The sequence below is a fragment of the Prevotella sp. P5-64 genome (genome assembly GCF_002251285.1).
In the GTDB taxonomy this organism is placed as follows: Bacteria; Bacteroidota; Bacteroidia; order Bacteroidales; family Bacteroidaceae; genus Prevotella.
Window position 1 is genome coordinate 94,722 of the sequence record NZ_NPJK01000076.1, and the last position, 15,608, is coordinate 110,329.

Consider the following 15,608-nt stretch of genomic DNA (forward strand, 5'->3'; position numbering starts at 1 on the left):
TTAAATCCAATTTTTTGATGGTTTTGCTTTGAATTATAATAAAAATATAGTATTTTTGCATCCGCTGAGCCTCTATCATACCTTATAATAATGTGCGAGCAGTCATTTTAGGGTCTATGATAGTGGCTCTCGGTAGTATTGTCATGATATAACATTACTAACAATTAAATAATTAAATTACAATCATTTATGTGGTTAATCAATTCATCTATTGGTAGAAAGGTAGTGATGTCTGTAACTGGCATTGCGCTTATCCTTTTTCTGACGTTCCATTGCTGTATGAACGTTGTAGCCCTATTTTCGGGTAAAGCCTACAACATGATTTGTGAGTTGCTTGGTGCCAACTGGTATGCCCTCGTGGCTACTCTTGGTCTGGCTGCTCTCGCAGTGTGTCACATCGTGTACGCGTTTATCCTCACCGCACAGAACCGTCGTGCGCGTGGCGCTTCACGCTACGAGGTAACCGTCAAGCCCGAGAAGGTAGAGTGGGCTTCGCAGAACATGCTCGTGCTGGGTATCATCATCCTGCTGGGTCTGCTGCTCCACCTCTTCAACTTCTGGTACAACATGATGTTTGCCGAGCTTACCGGTATGGCTGTTGGCCATCTGCCCTCTGACGGCTTCGCCTTCATCCAGGACACCTTCGAGAAACCTGTCTATGTAGTGCTGTATCTCGTGTGGCTTGCCGCTCTGTGGTTCCACCTCGCTCACGGTTTCTGGAGTTCTATGCAGACACTCGGCGTAAGTGGCAAGGTATGGTTCAAGCGTTGGCAGTGCATCAGCGTGGTTTACACCAGTCTGCTCATGCTCGCCTTTGTAGTAGTGGTTCTGGCTTTTGCCTTCAATTGTGCCCCCAGCCTCTGCTGAATCGCCTAAGTAATTAATTCATGTAACAATCGAAAAAGTAATAGTAATTATGGCTAAGACTTTAAATTCAAGAATACCCGAGGGTCCAGTAGCTGAGAAATGGACCAATTACAAGGCTCATCAGCGCCTGGTTAACCCCAAGAACAAACTCAAGCTCGATGTCATCGTCGTAGGTACAGGTCTGGCTGGTGCCAGTGCTGCCGCCTCACTCGGTGAGATGGGATTCAACGTGCTCAACTTCTGCATCCAGGACTCTCCCCGTCGTGCTCACTCTATCGCCGCCCAGGGTGGTATCAATGCCGCCAAGAACTATCAGAACGACGGCGACTCAGTATATCGTCTTTTCTACGACACCGTAAAGGGTGGTGACTATCGTGCCCGCGAGGCCAACGTATACCGTCTGGCTGAGGTGTCTAACAATATCATCGACCAGTGTGTAGCCCAGGGTGTGCCTTTCGCCCGCGAGTATGGTGGTATGCTTGCCAACCGCTCTTTTGGTGGTGCCCAGGTTTCACGTACCTTCTATGCCAAGGGTCAGACCGGCCAGCAGCTGCTGCTCGGTGCCTACTCTTCTCTGAGCCGCATGGTTCAGGCTGGCAAGGTGAAGCTCTACACCCGCTACGAGATGGAGGATGTGGTAATCGTTGACGGCCACGCCCGTGGTATCATCGCCAAGAACCTGGTGAGCGGCGAGCTCGAGCGCTTCTCTGCCAATGCTGTGGTTATCGCCACCGGTGGTTATGGCAACACCTACTTCCTCTCTACCAATGCTATGGGTTGCAACTGTACCGCTGCCGTTCAGTGCTACCGCAAGGGCGCATACTTTGCTAACCCCTGCTACGTACAGATTCACCCCACCTGTATCCCCGTTCACGGTGACAAGCAGAGCAAGCTGACCCTGATGTCTGAGTCGCTGCGTAACGACGGCCGTATCTGGGTGCCCAAGAAGCTCGAAGACGCCAAGAAGCTGCAGGCTGGCGAGATCAAGGGTTCTGATATACCCGAGGAAGACCGCGACTATTACTTGGAGCGTCGCTATCCTGCCTTCGGTAACCTCGTTCCGCGCGACGTGGCCTCACGTGCAGCCAAGGAGCGCTGCGACAAGGGCTATGGCGTTAACAACACTGGCCTGGCCGTGTTCCTCGACTTCTCTGAGTCTATCAACCGCCTCGGTATTGACGTTATCCTCCAGCGTTACGGCAACCTCTTCGACATGTACGAGGAGATTACAGACGTTAATCCTGGTGAAGTGGCCCGCGAGATTGACGGTGTGAAGTACTACAATCCTATGATGATCTTCCCCGCTATCCACTACACCATGGGTGGTATCTGGGTTGACTACGAGCTGCAGACCACAGTTCCCGGCCTCTTTGCCATCGGCGAGTGCAACTTCTCTGACCACGGTGCCAACCGTTTGGGCGCTTCTGCCCTTATGCAGGGTCTGGCTGACGGTTACTTCGTACTGCCTTACACCATCCAGAACTACCTGGCCAACCAGGATCTCTGGCCCCGTCTCTCTACCGACCTGCCCGAGTTTGCTGAAGCTGAGAAAGGCGTTCAGGCTGAGATTGACCGCCTGATGAACATCCATGGCAAGCGTTCTGTCGACTCTATCCACAAGGAGCTGGGCCACATTATGTGGGAGCATGTGGGCATGGGCCGCACCAAGGAGGGCCTTGAGAAAGGTCTGCAGCTGCTCAAAGGCATCCGCGACGAGTTCAATACCAACCTCTTCATCCCTGGCACCAAGGAAGGGCTTAACGTCGAGCTCGACAAGGCCATCCATCTGCGCGACTTCATCCTCATGGGCGAGCTTATCGCCTACGATGCCCTGCACCGCGAGGAGAGCTGCGGTGGCCACTTCCGCGAGGAGCACCAGACCGAGGAGGGCGAGGCTAAGCGCGATGACGAGCACTTCTTCTATGTAGGCTGCTGGGAATACCAGGGCGACGACACCAAGGCCCCTGAGCTCATCAAGGAGCCTCTGGAGTACGAGGCAATTAAGGTTCAAACACGTAACTATAAGAATTAATAATCATGGCTAAGAATATATCATTCACACTAAAGTATTGGAAGCAGAACGGACCCAAAGACAAGGGCCATTTCGATACACACGAGATGAAGAACATCCCCGACGATACCTCGTTCCTTGAGATGCTCGACATCCTCAACGAGGAGCTTATCGAGGCTGGTCAGGAGCCTTTCGTTTTCGATCACGACTGCCGCGAGGGTATCTGCGGTATGTGCTCACTCTACATTAACGGTGTGCCCCACGGCAAGACCGAGCGTGGCGCTACCACCTGTCAGCTCTACATGCGTCGCTTCAACGATGGCGACGTCATCACCGTAGAGCCCTGGCGCTCGGCCGGTTTCCCTGTTATCAAGGACTGTATGGTAGACCGTGGTGCCTTTGACAAGATTATCCAGGCTGGTGGCTACACCTCTGTCCGCACAGGTCAGGCCCAGGATGCCAACGCCATCCTTATCTCTAAGGAGGCTGCCGACGAGGCCATGGACTGCGCTACCTGTATCGGCTGCGGTGCCTGTGTGGCTGCCTGCAAGAACGGCTCGGCCATGCTCTTCGTCAGCTCTAAGGTAAGTCAGCTCGCACTGCTGCCCCAGGGCCGTCCGGAGGCTGCCAAGCGTGCCAAGGCCATGATAGCCAAGATGGATGAACTCGGATTTGGTAACTGTACCAACACCCGCGCCTGCGAGGCCGTGTGTCCTAAGAACGAGACTATCGCTAACATAGCTCGCCTTAACCGCGAGTTTATCAGCGCCAAGCTCAGCGACTAACACGTCGTCACAGCATACTGCTAAAGAGCCCTGCAAGCACCCTCACCGAGTAGCCTTGCAGGGCTCTTTTTTAGTCTGTCGTCATCGCGGGTTTAGCAGTGGCCTCCCTCGTCCGCCCCCTTATAACTTGCTTTCTGCATAAGGCTTTTCCATGATTTATAACTGCCACTGTTTTAGTTGGTTATAAATCTCTCTCTTCATACAGGTACACTTTTATGAGGGAATAATTGCTGCAAATATACACTTTTATGAGGGAATAATCAAGTCCTCGGTACACTTTTATGAGGGAATGATGGCTCCCGTCACCTTCGGATCCCTTGTCCGTGGCCCCGCCATGTCCTCTCTGTCCAGGCCCTTATCCCCCTCCGCACCCCTTATTCTCCGCAAAAACGGGGTGAATATGCGGAGAATAGCGCAGATAATCGTCGCAAAACTTGCGTGGGCTGCTGAAGAGTAGAGCTTTACTCCCGTGCTCGTCCGAGTGGTAATTGTCCTTATCCTGATACGCATAGGTGTATTAATAGCCGTTACCGGATGAAAAGTAAAAAGGTAAAAAGGTAAAAGGGTAAAAAGCGCTGGACAGGTTACTTCCCTAATGTTAGGGATAGTAATCATACTAATCGTAGAAACCGACCTTTACGTTTCCCGGAGCCGTCATTAGCGAGCTGGGAGCCGTCATTAGAAACGTGGAGACCGGTCTTTTCTTCTCTCATGGTGTCCACTCTGGTAGTACTTGCCTTTTCATATCCCCCATTAGAGGCTTGGGGGCCACTTACTTTTTTACTTTTCCCGTGGTTGGCCGTTAGTTTGCCGGTCGGAGCCGTCCCGGCGTTTGTCTTTAGTGTTATTTAACTATTGTTGGACGCATTTTTAACGTTTGTGTTGCCTTTTTGTAACATTACCGCTGTAATTTTGCAAATGAAGTCTAAAATATCTGAAGAAATGACCATCGCTTTGCCCATCGCTGTATGCTCGGGGCCCGTGGCGCTCATCATCTTCTTACCCCATCAACCAACTATGGCCCTGAGGACTGTCACCGTTCCCACTGCCTATTAACCATATAGTGCTAACATATATATCGCAAACTCTAATAAACATCTGGAATTATAAACTATTAAATAATTAATTTTATGACAAAACATTTACGATTATTAATGCTGGCTCTCCTTGCAATAATCTGCACGGGGGGGGTAAAGGCAGCTGTAGGTGATACCTACAAGTTAGTAACATCCGTTGACGAGCTTAAGGCTGGGGATGTGATAGTGATAGGATGTAAACAGTATGCTAAAGCTATGGGTGCTCAAAATACAAACAATCGAGCTGCAGTTGGCATTTCTATTACTAATGGCGTCTTCTCTTTTGTAGATGGTATTGAAGAACTTACTTTGAAGAAAGTAAATGAGAAATGGCAACTTGTTACTTCTGATGGAAAATATCTTTATCAACCTGCCAAAAACACGCTACAGTCAACTGATGATGCTTCTAACACAAATACCCAAGCCTCTATCTCGTTTACGTCTGCTGGAAATTCTACAATTTGTTTTGGTAAATTTACTTCGTTCATCAAACTGAATATAAACCCATACTGTTTCTCTTGTTATGCTTCCTCTACTAGTAAAACATATATTGTACAAATCTACAAGAAACAAGATTCTGGTAAGACAGCTACTACTATTGCTTTTGCTGAAGGGATAGAGAACGCTACAGTTACCGTGAAAAACGGTGAGACTTTTGAGGGCTATAAGGCTACGTGTACTACCGAGGGGGCTACAGGCGCCATCCAATATAGTAGCAGCAATACAGATGTGGCTACCGTAGATGAAAGCACTGGTGCTGTAACCATGGGTAGCAAATATGGTAAGACGGTTATCACTGCTCAGTTTATCGGAACAGGCGGTTATGCCAACTCTAACAAGATTAGCTATACTATAGAATATAAGGGTGACTATGCTTTCTATGAGTCGTTTGATAAGTGTGACGGAAATGGTGGATGGTCAGGTAATGCTGCTGCAGGTCTATGGGACAAAAATAAATTAGATAATGCTTGGACTAAAACTGGAACTGTTCTCTTGGGCGCTGGTTGTATAAGAGTTGGAAAAGAAGCTGCAAGTGTTACTACTCCATCAATAGCAATAAGTGGTAGTGCTGTATTAACATTTAAGGCAGGTTTGTGGAATACTCAAAAAGAATCTACACCTGTTATCGTTACTATTTCTGATGGAACTTTGACTTATGGGAATAATACTGCTAAAACTATCTCTTTAAATCCTGGTAAAGGGCAATGGGAGAAATTTGAAATTGTTATTTCAGGTACAAAGTCCTTTACGTTAACATTTAAGAATAACGATAATAAAGACAATAACCGTTTCTTCCTCGATGAGGTGATGGTTAAGGAGATAGCTGCTGCTGATGTTACACTTGACGAGGCTAAGGACAATGTTGTAGAGGCCGCAGAAAATGCTAATGTAACCTTGAAGCGTACACTCTATGCAGATGGAGGATGGAATACCCTTTGCCTGCCGTTCTCTCTTACCGATGAACAGACCAAAGCTGCGTTTGGCGATGATGTGGAGCTGCGTACATTAGAGTCTGTCAGTGGCAACACTTTGACCTTTGCCCAAGCTACGGGTATAACAGCAGGTGTGCCTTGTCTTATAAAGGTTGGCAATGTAGCCGAGGATAACACCTATACATTCACAGGTGTAACGACCATTGCCGTGAAGGATGAAACGGATTTTGGCTTTTCCGAAAAAGGCGATGTAGAGTTTGTAGGCATCTATTCTCCTGCAGATGTCAGCAAACGGGCTACAGCGGGAAAAGAAAATGCGCTTTTCCTTGGCGCGGCCAACAAGTTCTACAAGGCTAAGGCTGAAACAAGGATGAATGCCTTCCGTGCTTTCTTCCTTGTACCGGCAAGCACCGATACCCAGGCACTTAGGGCTGTTATTGACGGAACCACTACGGGTATAGACGACCTGAACATAGACACGGTCAAGGTCGATGGCCGCGTGTATAACCTGAATGGGCAGTGCGTAGGCTATAGCCTCGAAGGTCTCAAGGCTGGTATATATATCCAGAATGGTAAGAAGGTAATTAAGAAATAACATAATCTAAAAGATATTACGACTATGAACAAGAAATCATATATCACCCCACAGACTGAGCAAATAATAATAGCAAATGATGCCATCCTGGCTGGTTCTCTCTCTGGTAATGGTATGTCGGGTACTTATGGTGATGAATCCGAAGCAGACCAGGGCGATGCCCGTGCTCCCCGTTTCAACCTGTGGGAAAACATTGACGAGACCAACGGGTACGTGGAAAAGTAAATATAAGGTAACATGAGCTACCCTTAGTGGGTGGCCCGATATATGGCAGACGCGCTGTAAGGTGTGGGAGTGGTTCCTGGCCTTGCAGCGCGTTTTTTATAGGAAACAGCCCTGGCCGTTCCGATGTAGGAGCACTGCTCTGGGCTTTAGGACGATGGCTCCCACAGGCTGTATCTCCATAAAAATATGCTTTTTGCTTGTTTTATTGCTAAATAAAAGTTAACTTTGCGACAGTAACAGATAGATGCAGGGATTTTATGACTGACTAAGATAACCGGACAGGCAGGAAACCATGAGCCGTGGCAGCCTTACTCGGATGCCCGTAAGTACCATAAGTCCGTAGCAGGTTCTGGGTCTATTACCAGATGGGTTTATACGGATATGTTATATCTGCTTGGCTGTGTCCGTTACGGCTTTACAGGTCAGAAAATTCTGGTTCTACATAGATAACTATATATGGCTAACACCCAACTGGCGCAGGGACAGATACAGTTTATGATAAACTGTCGTATCAAGGACATCGTGGTCTGGCTGATGGCCGACTACGGACTTACACTTACGGCTGCTCTTGATGATGTGTACAACTCAGACTGGTACTCTAAGTTGCTCGATATGGATACAGGACTCTATTATCAGAGTGCAGCCTATAACTACGAGTTGTTGAAGGCCGAACTGAAATACGGACAAATAAGTTAAAGTTATGGAAGCATACAAGGTGACTTATATCCTTTATTGTATAGGCAAGTTTGCCCATCATTACCACCTCTCGGACAAGCAGGCTTATGCCTATCTTAGGCGCCACAAGGGCATTGACTTCCTCGTGGACAACTACGAGGCTGAACACCAGCTCTCTCTTGACGATGCCGTAAAAGACCTTGCTTCCGTGTGTCGTCGCTATGGAGGAGGGCTGCCATGCTGACGCTCTATCATGGGTCAAATATGGCCATTGACAAGATAGAACTTGCCTGTTGCAAACCCCATAAGGACTTTGGGCAGGGATTTTATCTTACGGACATTTACGAGCAGGCAGCTAATATGGCCCGAAGAAGAGTTAGCATCGTAGGAAAGGGTCGTGCCATTGTTACGTCGTTTGGTATAGAAGAGCAGGTACTCAATGATGGGACTCTCAATGTGTTGAAATTTGATAAACCTACTGCTGCTTGGGCCGAGTTTATTTTGCTGAACCGTGATATTCGTCAGCCAGATATTCATCATAGCTATGATGTGGTTATAGGACCTGTGGCCGATGATGGAGTAGCGTTCCAACTGGATAGATACCTTGAAGGCATCATCACAATGAACGAACTTGTTAGGCAGTTGACGTATCGCAAGCTCAATAAGCAGTACTATTTTGGCACCGAGCGGTCAATAGCTTGCTTGCAGCATTTCGGAGTGGTGCAGACCCCATAAATCGCGATGTGCCAGGATGTAATCTTTACGCTCCTTGTGGCTCTGCTATCCGTCAAAATCATCCCGCTATCTGCTTTGGTCTGTCTCATCTTTTGCTATGGCTAATCTTTACGTTTCTAAAGACCGACCTTTAGCCCTCTAATGATGGCTCCGGGCTCGCTAAAGATGGTTTCTATGGGCGTGAGGTGTCTTCCGGTGATGCGGAAGCGGGCGAGGATAAGGCAGTGAATGACTATGATGAAGAACGAAGATACAATACGGTTTGTACGCGAGCACGCCTCGGACGATGTGCGGGCCTTAGCGCTTATGGGCGACCGTCTGGGCACGGTAGACATGCCCTGGGCACTTAACCAGATACGTGGCCGGCAGACGGCGATGAAGAAACTGCCCACGCTGGCCATGACGGAGGGTATAGTGTATCCTCCCCACCTGTCTATGGAGCAGTGCTCGAGCGAGCAGACGGCCGCGTGGAAAGCTGCGGTGTGTGCCACGGGCGCCCATGAGTCCATGGCAGACCTCACGGGCGGCTTTGGCATAGACTTCATGGCCATCTCTAAGGGTTATGCCTATGCCACCTACGTAGAGGCCAACAGCGAGCTGTGCGACACCGTGCGCCACAACCTGGGCGTGCTGCACCGCAGCGCTAACGTGGTGTGTGCCGATGCCACCAACTATCTGCACACCATGGGCCACGTGTCACTGATATACATAGACCCAGCCCGGCGCAGCCAGAGTGGTGCGCGCACCTATGCCATAGCCGATTGCAGTCCCGACGTGACGGCGCTGTGCGATGAGTTGTTGGCCAAGGCCGACAGGGTGCTCGTCAAGCTGTCGCCCATGCTCGACTGGCACGAGGCCGTGCGCCAGCTCCGTGGCGTGCGCGAGGTACACATCGTGTCGGTCGACAATGAGTGCAAGGAGCTGTTGCTCCTGCTGTCGGGCCAGTCGAGTGCTGAGGCTGAGGCCCAACCGATGCCCCCAGGCCAGGCGGCCCCCTTGGTGCGATGTGTAGACTTCACGACGCGGAGCGCGGAGCCCCTGGTCGAAACTTTCAGCGCCGCTGAGGCCACTGAGTCCCCCGCTATCCTGACCGGTGCCGTCGCCCCTGGTGCCTACCTCTACGAACCCTCTGCTTCGGTGATGAAGGGCGGATGCTTTGGCCCCCTCTGCCGCCGCTATGGCCTGCGGATGGTGGCCCCCAACTCGCACCTGTTCGTGGGCGACGCCCCCGGCGATTTCCGCTCGGGCCGCTGTTTCCGCGTCGTGGCCGTCAGCACCCTCAACCGCAAGCAGCAGCGCCGCGCCCTTGGCGGCATAGAACGTGCCAACGTCTCCGTGCGCAATTTTCCCCTGTCGGCCGACCAGCTCCGCCGTCGCCTCGGCCTGCGCGATGGTGGCCCCGTATATATCTTTGGCACAACCCTTTCGGACGGAGGTCACGTAGTGCTTATCTGTGAAAAAATCCGCTGATTTCTGCCGTTGTCTCCGTTTTATTTGCTATTTTTGCACTCTTAAAGAGTTTTTTTGTTAATATGTCAGACATACGTATCAAGCGTGTGGAAACCAAGAAAGACCTCAAAGCCTTTATTGAGTTCCATTACGATTTATATGAAGGCAACGCATACGATGTGCCCAATCTTTATAGCGACGAACTGAACACGTTGAGCCCTGAGCGCAATGCTGCCTTTGACTTCTGCGAGGCCGAATACTATCTGGCCTACCGCGACGGTAAGTTGGCCGGTCGCGTGGCCGCCATTATCAATCACCGCGCCAATGAGAAGTGGAACCGCCGCGATGTACGCTTCGGCTGGATAGACTTCGTAGACGACATCGAGGTGTCCAGGGCGCTGCTCCAGGCCGTAGAGGACTACGGGCGGGCCAAGGGCATGTACAGCGTGGTGGGCCCCTTAGGCTTTACCGACATGGATCCCGAGGGCATGCTTACCTTCGGCTTTGACAAGTTGGGCACCATGCCCACCATCTATAACTACCCCTACTACCCCGAGCACATGGAGCGCCTGGGAGGCTGGAGTAAGGACAACGACTACGTGGAGTACTACCTGGAAGTGCCCGAAACCATACCCGAGAAGTACACCAAGATAGCCCGGATGATAGAGCAGCGCTACAATCTGCACGTGCGCAAACTTACTAAGAAAGACGTGTTCGAGGGAGGCTATGGCCGTAAGCTCTTTGACCTGGTCAACGCCACCTATAAGGACCTCTACGGTTTCTCCGAGCTCACCGACAGGCAGATAGACCAGTACGTCAACATGTACTTCCCTCTGGCCGACCTCAGTCTTATCACCGTCATCGAGGATGGCAATGCCGACAACCGCCTGGCAGGCATGGGCATCACCATCCCTTCGCTCTCGCGCGCCCTGCAGAAGTGCCACCGCGGCCGCTCTGTGGCAGTGAGGCGTCGTCGAGTCCGATGGCACTGGCTGATGCGTCCTTTCCAGACATCTCCTTCACGAGCAGTGTCATGATGGAGCGAAGCTGTTTGCGGGTCACGGGTTTGGTGTAGTCGTTGCCGAGCACGGCGTCGTCGATGAGGTTGTCGCACAGGGCGCGGTTTACGCCGTCCTGCGCCCACACGCTCATCTTGGCTTCCGACTTGCGTGGCAGTATGAACATCTGGTCGCTCGGCAGCTCCGTCTCCAGCAGGCATATATCTTCCTCGCTCTTCATACTTTCGAGCGTTGAGACTTTGAAATCTTCGAAAGAGCCTTCCATACCCATCATTTTCTGGTCTCTGGGTGTGAGGTGTCTCATGTGATAGCTGTGTGAGATGCCGCAATAGATGCAGCTCTTCCAGTAGAGGTGCTCACCGGCTGCGTTTACGCCGATGTATGCCTGGTCGTTGGCTATGTTCTCGTTCATGTCGTGCCATTCCAGTACTTCGGCTGCCGGTCTGGCGCTGAAGGTGTGCGCTTTGTTTCGTTCGCACTTGCCGCAAACCTTGCATGAGTAGTACCATTTGAACGGTTGCTTGCATGTGTTGTACTGGCACACGCGGTCGGCAGCCTCTATCTTGGCTGTGAACACATGCTTGGTGCAGGTGAGAAGTTTGGTGGCTGCCACGCCAGCCTTCTGTGCCTCAAACACATCGCCGCGGTATGTGCGTATGGTGTATGTCGGCTCGGTGGCGTCGAGAGCCAGACAGTCGAGCACAGCCTTGCCTGCGTTCTCGGGGATGAACAATGTGCCCTTGGCGGTGTAGAGCTTTGTGCTCTGTTCCATATAATTGCGTCCCCATTTTGACAGCCGCTCGACGGTGGCCTCGTTGAGGTCTTTTACGTATTTCACGGCATCCACCTTGGGGCTAAGCCACACCTCTTTCAGATTGAATGTGGTGGAGAATGGGGCACCGAGTGTATTTGCGAATTCTGAGATGTTGTAGTTTTCCGCCCCGTTGCTTACGTCGATTATCAACTTGGTCATCAGCAGGGTGTTGTGATTTTTGTATGCATGTCCGCTCGACGAGATGTATTTCTCATGCATGAATTCGTAGAGCTGATCGATCTTGTCGACTACGAGCACATCCAGCGGGTGGTAGTGTGGATATACTTCGTCGGCCTCTTTGCGCGATATGTAGGGCAGGGTGGAGCGGTATTCCTTCTTCAGCACGTCGTAGTCGGAGGAATGGTCATCTTTCTCCTGCGGTCCGGCCTTGCCGCCAGGTATGGTGAATTTCACCTCCATAATGGGGAAGTAAGGGGCGCTTGTGAGCACGCGTGCCGGTATCCCGTTCACCGTGGCCTTGAAGTTTTCGGTCGACAGAACGTTGGAACCGTCTCTCTTTACCCATTCGGTCTGGTAATCTCCGTCTGGGTCTATCACTATCTCAATTGTGGCTATGTAGGGGTATCCAGCCTTCAGTGTGGGGATGCCCTCCTTGTTCTCGCCGAACTCGCCATCCCATGAGATGTCGCGCATTGTGATGACACCGCTCTTGAACAGGTCGCCGTAGGCGGTGTTCACCGCTTTCAGGGCGAGTTTTTCGGCTTTCTCTAAGTCCATTCCTGGAGTAGGGGCGTCTATCGTTATCTCCACCGATTTTATTTTCTTTTTGGCGGTGTCGGCCCACAGCGTGGCGGGCAGCAGAAGCAGAGCCGCTGCAAATGTCAAAAACAGCTGTTTCATATTGTGATTAATTTGATTGTGTTATGTTGAATTGTTATTTATGGTGTTTGGTTACTGTTAGTTTTTGATGGATACTGGTCGCATATGCAAACTTATCCTTAATTCCGCAACACTATTACAAATTAAACTCTTTAAGTACCTGAGCAACAAAAAGTTCTCAGACAAGCCAAGCGGCAGAGCCGAGCGCCCCAGGATTTTGCCATGTCAAAGACTTCACTTATTTTAGTGTTGCAAAAATAAACAAGAGAATCTGACGATAGACATGGTAAAAATACAAATTAAATCTGAGAAACTCATTCTTTTTGGAGGAATGTTTTCATCATGGAGCAATTTTGACTCCACATTGTCATCTGTAATCGACTCAAGCCTCGGTCTAAGGTGTAGATTGTTCCATTTCATGGCACGTTTTCTCGCCATGGCAGAGCTTAAGTAAACTTAGCTCTGCTCATCTGGCTTAACGAAAACGTTCGGTTATCAGTACAGCGAAATCGTCCGTTCTCTCATGAGTATCTACTTCTGTGGTGACTATGTAAGAGCGTAGAGTTATGAAGTTACTCGTAGACGCTATGCCTGTTGTCCCCACGGCTTTTGCCGTGAAGTTGGGCTACGTCTCGGCAATAAGAATAAACGGCTCATCCGACATTTCGAGTGATAATATCTATATAGACCAATAGTACTGATGTCCAAGCTATATGATCCGCAGAAGACAAGGAGACAAAGGAAATATCAAAAAAAAACGGACGAGAAGTGTTGTAATTCACATAAAATGTGTAAGTTTGCAGATGTATTTAACAGAAAATGCTCAACGCTTATGATACTACATGTTGCCAACCCGATCTACGACTCCGTGTTCAAATATATAATGTCGGACGAACGCATATCAAAAACCATCCTATCGGCATTGCTGAAGAAGGAAGTGGTGAAGGTGGAGATGCGACCGCACGAGTATGTCAACACCACACGCGACACACTCTCAATGTTTCGCATTGACTTTGCTGCCACCGTAAGAGAGAAGGACACCGAGAGCAACGAATATAAAGACCGCGTCATACTAATAGAACTGCAGAAGACATGGCTCGACACGGAGACACTGCGTTTCCGCCAGTATCTTGGTGCGCAGTACAGCAACAAACTGAACATACGCAGCGACTCGCCCAAAGGTTTCGCCTACCCCATGGTGGCGGTCTATCTGCTCGGACATCGTGTGGGCGACATCAAGGAGCCTGTGGTATACGTCAACCACGATGTATACGACTACAACGGAAAGGTGGTCAAGGACGGAAAGGAGGAGCCGTTTGTGGAGAGCCTTACACACAACAGTATAATAGTGCAGATACCGAGACTGAAGGGGCGCGTGAACAACCGCCTTGAAAAAGTGCTCAGCGTATTCGACCAGTCGAGGAAAGATGCGGAGGACAAACAGGTTCTCAACATCGACGAGAACAAATATGAGGATGATGCCGACATGATGTATATGCTCCATCGTCTTACTGCCGCTGCCGCCGACTCCGAAATGCGTCAGGACATGAACGTGGAGGACGAATATTACAAGGCGATAGAAGACCGTGACACGGCAATAATGAAACGCGAAAAAGAACTGAAGCAGAAAGACGAACAGCTGCAGCAGAAGAGTGAACAGCTGCAACAGAAGAGCGAACAGCTGCAACAGAAGAGCGAACAGCTGCAACAGAAGAGCGAACAGCTGCAACAGAAGAGTGAACAGCTGCAACAGAAGAGCGAACAGCTGCAGCAGAAGAGCGAACAGTTGCAGCAGAAGAGCGAACAGCTAAAGAATGTAGTGAAGTTGCTCTATTCTAAAGGAATGGACACTCTGCAAATTGCCAAGACGACAGGTATCAGCAATGATGAAGTGGCAGCAATGTTGAAATAAAATAAACGAGTTTATTTTGTATTTCGCTCGGCTTGCGCACTTTACGGCTATCGCCGTGAAGTTAGGCTGCGTCTCTGCAATAAAAATAAGCAATGATATAGTTGTTGGCACAAATAATATATATTATTACCTATAGTAAATATCACGTAGAATTTGTTTTTTCGGTATTTATTTTAAATGGTTTATTATGAAGAAGATTAATTTGGAGAACATTATAAAAGAAAGTGTAACTATTGCAATTAATGACTTTATAAAAGAAGAAACATTGACTGCTACTTTAGAAAAGCCGTCTACATTGAATGCCACTGATTCTATGATTAACGAGATGGCAAGAATTAATAAGAAAGAAACAGGTAGATGTTTATTTCCTTATAATACTTGGGAACTAAAAATTTGGAGTGATGACCATACTCCACCTCATTTTCACATTATATGTGATGGGTGGAACGTTAGCTATAAAATAGAAGATGGTAATATGCTTCAAATAGAAGGAATAGGTAAAAATGGCTCAATCTTTGATTATATGGAACAACATGTAAAGGAATGGTTGGCTACAAAATGCTTCGTACAACCAAAACTTACAAATCAAGAAAATGCAATGCTTCAATGGGAACAGCTTCACGATGAATAAGTGAACTACTCCTATGTGTATAACAGATGTTTTTGTGCCAACAGATATATCATTGCCTAATTAGAATAAGAATGCTTTTAATAAATTATAGAATATGGGTTATTTGAAGATAACAAAAGAATTGATTGCCTCAAAATTTGATGAATGCAATAGGAAGTATTTCAATGGAATACTTGAGCCATGCAAGTTCCACACCTTTAGGATGCCAAGGACGTTTGGCATGTATGGCCGTCTAATGTACAAGGGAAAGTATGTCGGTAACATCTGGATTGCCTCAAACGTCAAATGGACTGAAGAAGCATTCACTGAAACAGTGATTCACGAGATGATACATCACTATATAACTACGATAGAGAAGCATGAAAGCATTATTTTCAAGCATGGCTGGAGGTTCAAGAGACAGTGCAGAAGACTCAAAAGGGAATTTGGTATAACAATAGACCTATATGGTCCGAAGGTATGCCATGTGGGAAACAAGAAACCTACGGTTCCAAGTCTTTTTACAAGGTTCCGTAGGTTTATAGGTTTATAGTTAGTGTAT

Annotated in this window: 14 protein-coding genes and 1 pseudogene; all 15 read left to right on the forward strand. The window is 48.9% G+C overall.

All coding sequences use genetic code 11. The features are described from left to right. Positions 1 to 189 precede the first annotated feature (189 nt). The 15 genes and pseudogenes from CIK87_RS13430 to CIK87_RS13510 all read left to right on the forward strand — a co-directional run bounded on the left by CIK87_RS13430 (position 190) and on the right by CIK87_RS13510 (position 15,599). Positions 190 to 867, forward strand: a complete 678-nt coding sequence (locus CIK87_RS13430; protein ID WP_094387587.1) for a succinate dehydrogenase/fumarate reductase cytochrome b subunit — start codon at positions 190 to 192, stop codon at positions 865 to 867. Positions 868 to 916: 49 nt separating this feature from the next. After that, positions 917 to 2,899, forward strand: coding sequence for a fumarate reductase/succinate dehydrogenase flavoprotein subunit (locus CIK87_RS13435; protein WP_094387588.1), 1,983 nt, complete (start codon positions 917 to 919; stop codon positions 2,897 to 2,899). A gap of 5 nt (positions 2,900 to 2,904) precedes the next feature. After that, on the forward strand, positions 2,905 to 3,663 hold the full coding sequence (locus tag CIK87_RS13440; RefSeq protein WP_094387589.1) for a succinate dehydrogenase/fumarate reductase iron-sulfur subunit: 759 nt from the start codon (positions 2,905 to 2,907) through the stop codon (positions 3,661 to 3,663). Positions 3,664 to 4,581: 918 nt separating this feature from the next. After that, complete coding sequence (locus CIK87_RS14440) at positions 4,582 to 4,719, forward strand: hypothetical protein (protein ID WP_158216260.1); 138 nt, start codon at positions 4,582 to 4,584, stop codon at positions 4,717 to 4,719. 74 nt (positions 4,720 to 4,793) lie between these two features. Next, the gene (locus tag CIK87_RS13450; RefSeq protein WP_144008235.1) at positions 4,794 to 6,767 is read left to right on the forward strand and encodes an Ig-like domain-containing protein; all 1,974 of its coding nucleotides are present in this window, start codon (positions 4,794 to 4,796) and stop codon (positions 6,765 to 6,767) included. Between the two features lie 24 nt (positions 6,768 to 6,791). Beyond that, positions 6,792 to 6,992, forward strand: a complete 201-nt coding sequence (locus CIK87_RS13455; RefSeq protein ID WP_094387592.1) for a hypothetical protein — start codon at positions 6,792 to 6,794, stop codon at positions 6,990 to 6,992. Between the two features lie 456 nt (positions 6,993 to 7,448). After that, positions 7,449 to 7,688: a hypothetical protein gene (locus CIK87_RS13460; RefSeq protein WP_254046566.1), complete on the forward strand. Its 240-nt coding sequence runs from the start codon at positions 7,449 to 7,451 to the stop codon at positions 7,686 to 7,688. Positions 7,689 to 7,692: 4 nt separating this feature from the next. Then, positions 7,693 to 7,911: a DUF3791 domain-containing protein gene (locus tag CIK87_RS13465; RefSeq protein WP_094387593.1), complete on the forward strand. Its 219-nt coding sequence runs from the start codon at positions 7,693 to 7,695 to the stop codon at positions 7,909 to 7,911. Continuing rightward, the gene (locus tag CIK87_RS13470; protein ID WP_256388311.1) at positions 7,905 to 8,402 is read left to right on the forward strand and encodes a DUF3990 domain-containing protein; all 498 of its coding nucleotides are present in this window, start codon (positions 7,905 to 7,907) and stop codon (positions 8,400 to 8,402) included. Before CIK87_RS13465 ends, CIK87_RS13470 begins: the two co-directional genes overlap by 7 nt. A gap of 234 nt (positions 8,403 to 8,636) precedes the next feature. Beyond that, positions 8,637 to 9,872 (forward strand): SAM-dependent methyltransferase, encoded by a 1,236-nt coding sequence (locus CIK87_RS13475; protein WP_371327127.1) that lies wholly within the window; start codon positions 8,637 to 8,639, stop codon positions 9,870 to 9,872. A gap of 62 nt (positions 9,873 to 9,934) precedes the next feature. Next, on the forward strand, positions 9,935 to 10,888 hold the full coding sequence (locus CIK87_RS13480; protein ID WP_254046405.1) for an N-acetyltransferase: 954 nt from the start codon (positions 9,935 to 9,937) through the stop codon (positions 10,886 to 10,888). Between the two features lie 1,919 nt (positions 10,889 to 12,807). After that, positions 12,808 to 13,068: pseudogene (locus CIK87_RS13495) on the forward strand (hypothetical protein); the annotation flags it as partial. A 288-nt stretch (positions 13,069 to 13,356) separates the two neighbouring features. Beyond that, positions 13,357 to 14,436: a hypothetical protein gene (locus CIK87_RS13500; RefSeq protein ID WP_094387596.1), complete on the forward strand. Its 1,080-nt coding sequence runs from the start codon at positions 13,357 to 13,359 to the stop codon at positions 14,434 to 14,436. A gap of 187 nt (positions 14,437 to 14,623) precedes the next feature. Next, a complete protein-coding gene (locus CIK87_RS13505; RefSeq protein ID WP_094387597.1) occupies positions 14,624 to 15,067 on the forward strand; it encodes a DUF4160 domain-containing protein in 444 nt (147 codons plus the stop codon). 94 nt (positions 15,068 to 15,161) lie between these two features. Next, the gene (locus CIK87_RS13510; RefSeq protein WP_094387598.1) at positions 15,162 to 15,599 is read left to right on the forward strand and encodes a SprT-like domain-containing protein; all 438 of its coding nucleotides are present in this window, start codon (positions 15,162 to 15,164) and stop codon (positions 15,597 to 15,599) included. Positions 15,600 to 15,608 lie beyond the last annotated feature (9 nt).

Excerpts from the sequence above, each read along its gene's own strand:
- CIK87_RS13435 (WP_094387588.1), top strand. The coding sequence starts at position 917 with ATGGCTAAGACTTTAAATTCAAGAATACCCGAGGGTCCAGTAGCTGAG.
- CIK87_RS13500 (WP_094387596.1), top strand. The coding sequence starts at position 13,357 with ATGATACTACATGTTGCCAACCCGATCTACGACTCCGTGTTCAAATAT.
- CIK87_RS13440 (WP_094387589.1), top strand. The coding sequence starts at position 2,905 with ATGGCTAAGAATATATCATTCACACTAAAGTATTGGAAGCAGAACGGA.
- CIK87_RS13510 (WP_094387598.1), top strand. The coding sequence starts at position 15,162 with ATGGGTTATTTGAAGATAACAAAAGAATTGATTGCCTCAAAATTTGAT.
- CIK87_RS13460 (WP_254046566.1), top strand. The coding sequence starts at position 7,449 with ATGGCTAACACCCAACTGGCGCAGGGACAGATACAGTTTATGATAAAC.
- CIK87_RS13475 (WP_371327127.1), top strand. The coding sequence starts at position 8,637 with ATGATGAAGAACGAAGATACAATACGGTTTGTACGCGAGCACGCCTCG.
- CIK87_RS13465 (WP_094387593.1), top strand. The coding sequence starts at position 7,693 with ATGGAAGCATACAAGGTGACTTATATCCTTTATTGTATAGGCAAGTTT.
- CIK87_RS13480 (WP_254046405.1), top strand. The coding sequence starts at position 9,935 with ATGTCAGACATACGTATCAAGCGTGTGGAAACCAAGAAAGACCTCAAA.
- CIK87_RS13505 (WP_094387597.1), top strand. The coding sequence starts at position 14,624 with ATGAAGAAGATTAATTTGGAGAACATTATAAAAGAAAGTGTAACTATT.
- CIK87_RS13455 (WP_094387592.1), top strand. The coding sequence starts at position 6,792 with ATGAACAAGAAATCATATATCACCCCACAGACTGAGCAAATAATAATA.
- CIK87_RS13450 (WP_144008235.1), top strand. The coding sequence starts at position 4,794 with ATGACAAAACATTTACGATTATTAATGCTGGCTCTCCTTGCAATAATC.
- CIK87_RS13430 (WP_094387587.1), top strand. The coding sequence starts at position 190 with ATGTGGTTAATCAATTCATCTATTGGTAGAAAGGTAGTGATGTCTGTA.
- CIK87_RS13470 (WP_256388311.1), top strand. The coding sequence starts at position 7,905 with ATGCTGACGCTCTATCATGGGTCAAATATGGCCATTGACAAGATAGAA.
- CIK87_RS14440 (WP_158216260.1), top strand. The coding sequence starts at position 4,582 with ATGAAGTCTAAAATATCTGAAGAAATGACCATCGCTTTGCCCATCGCT.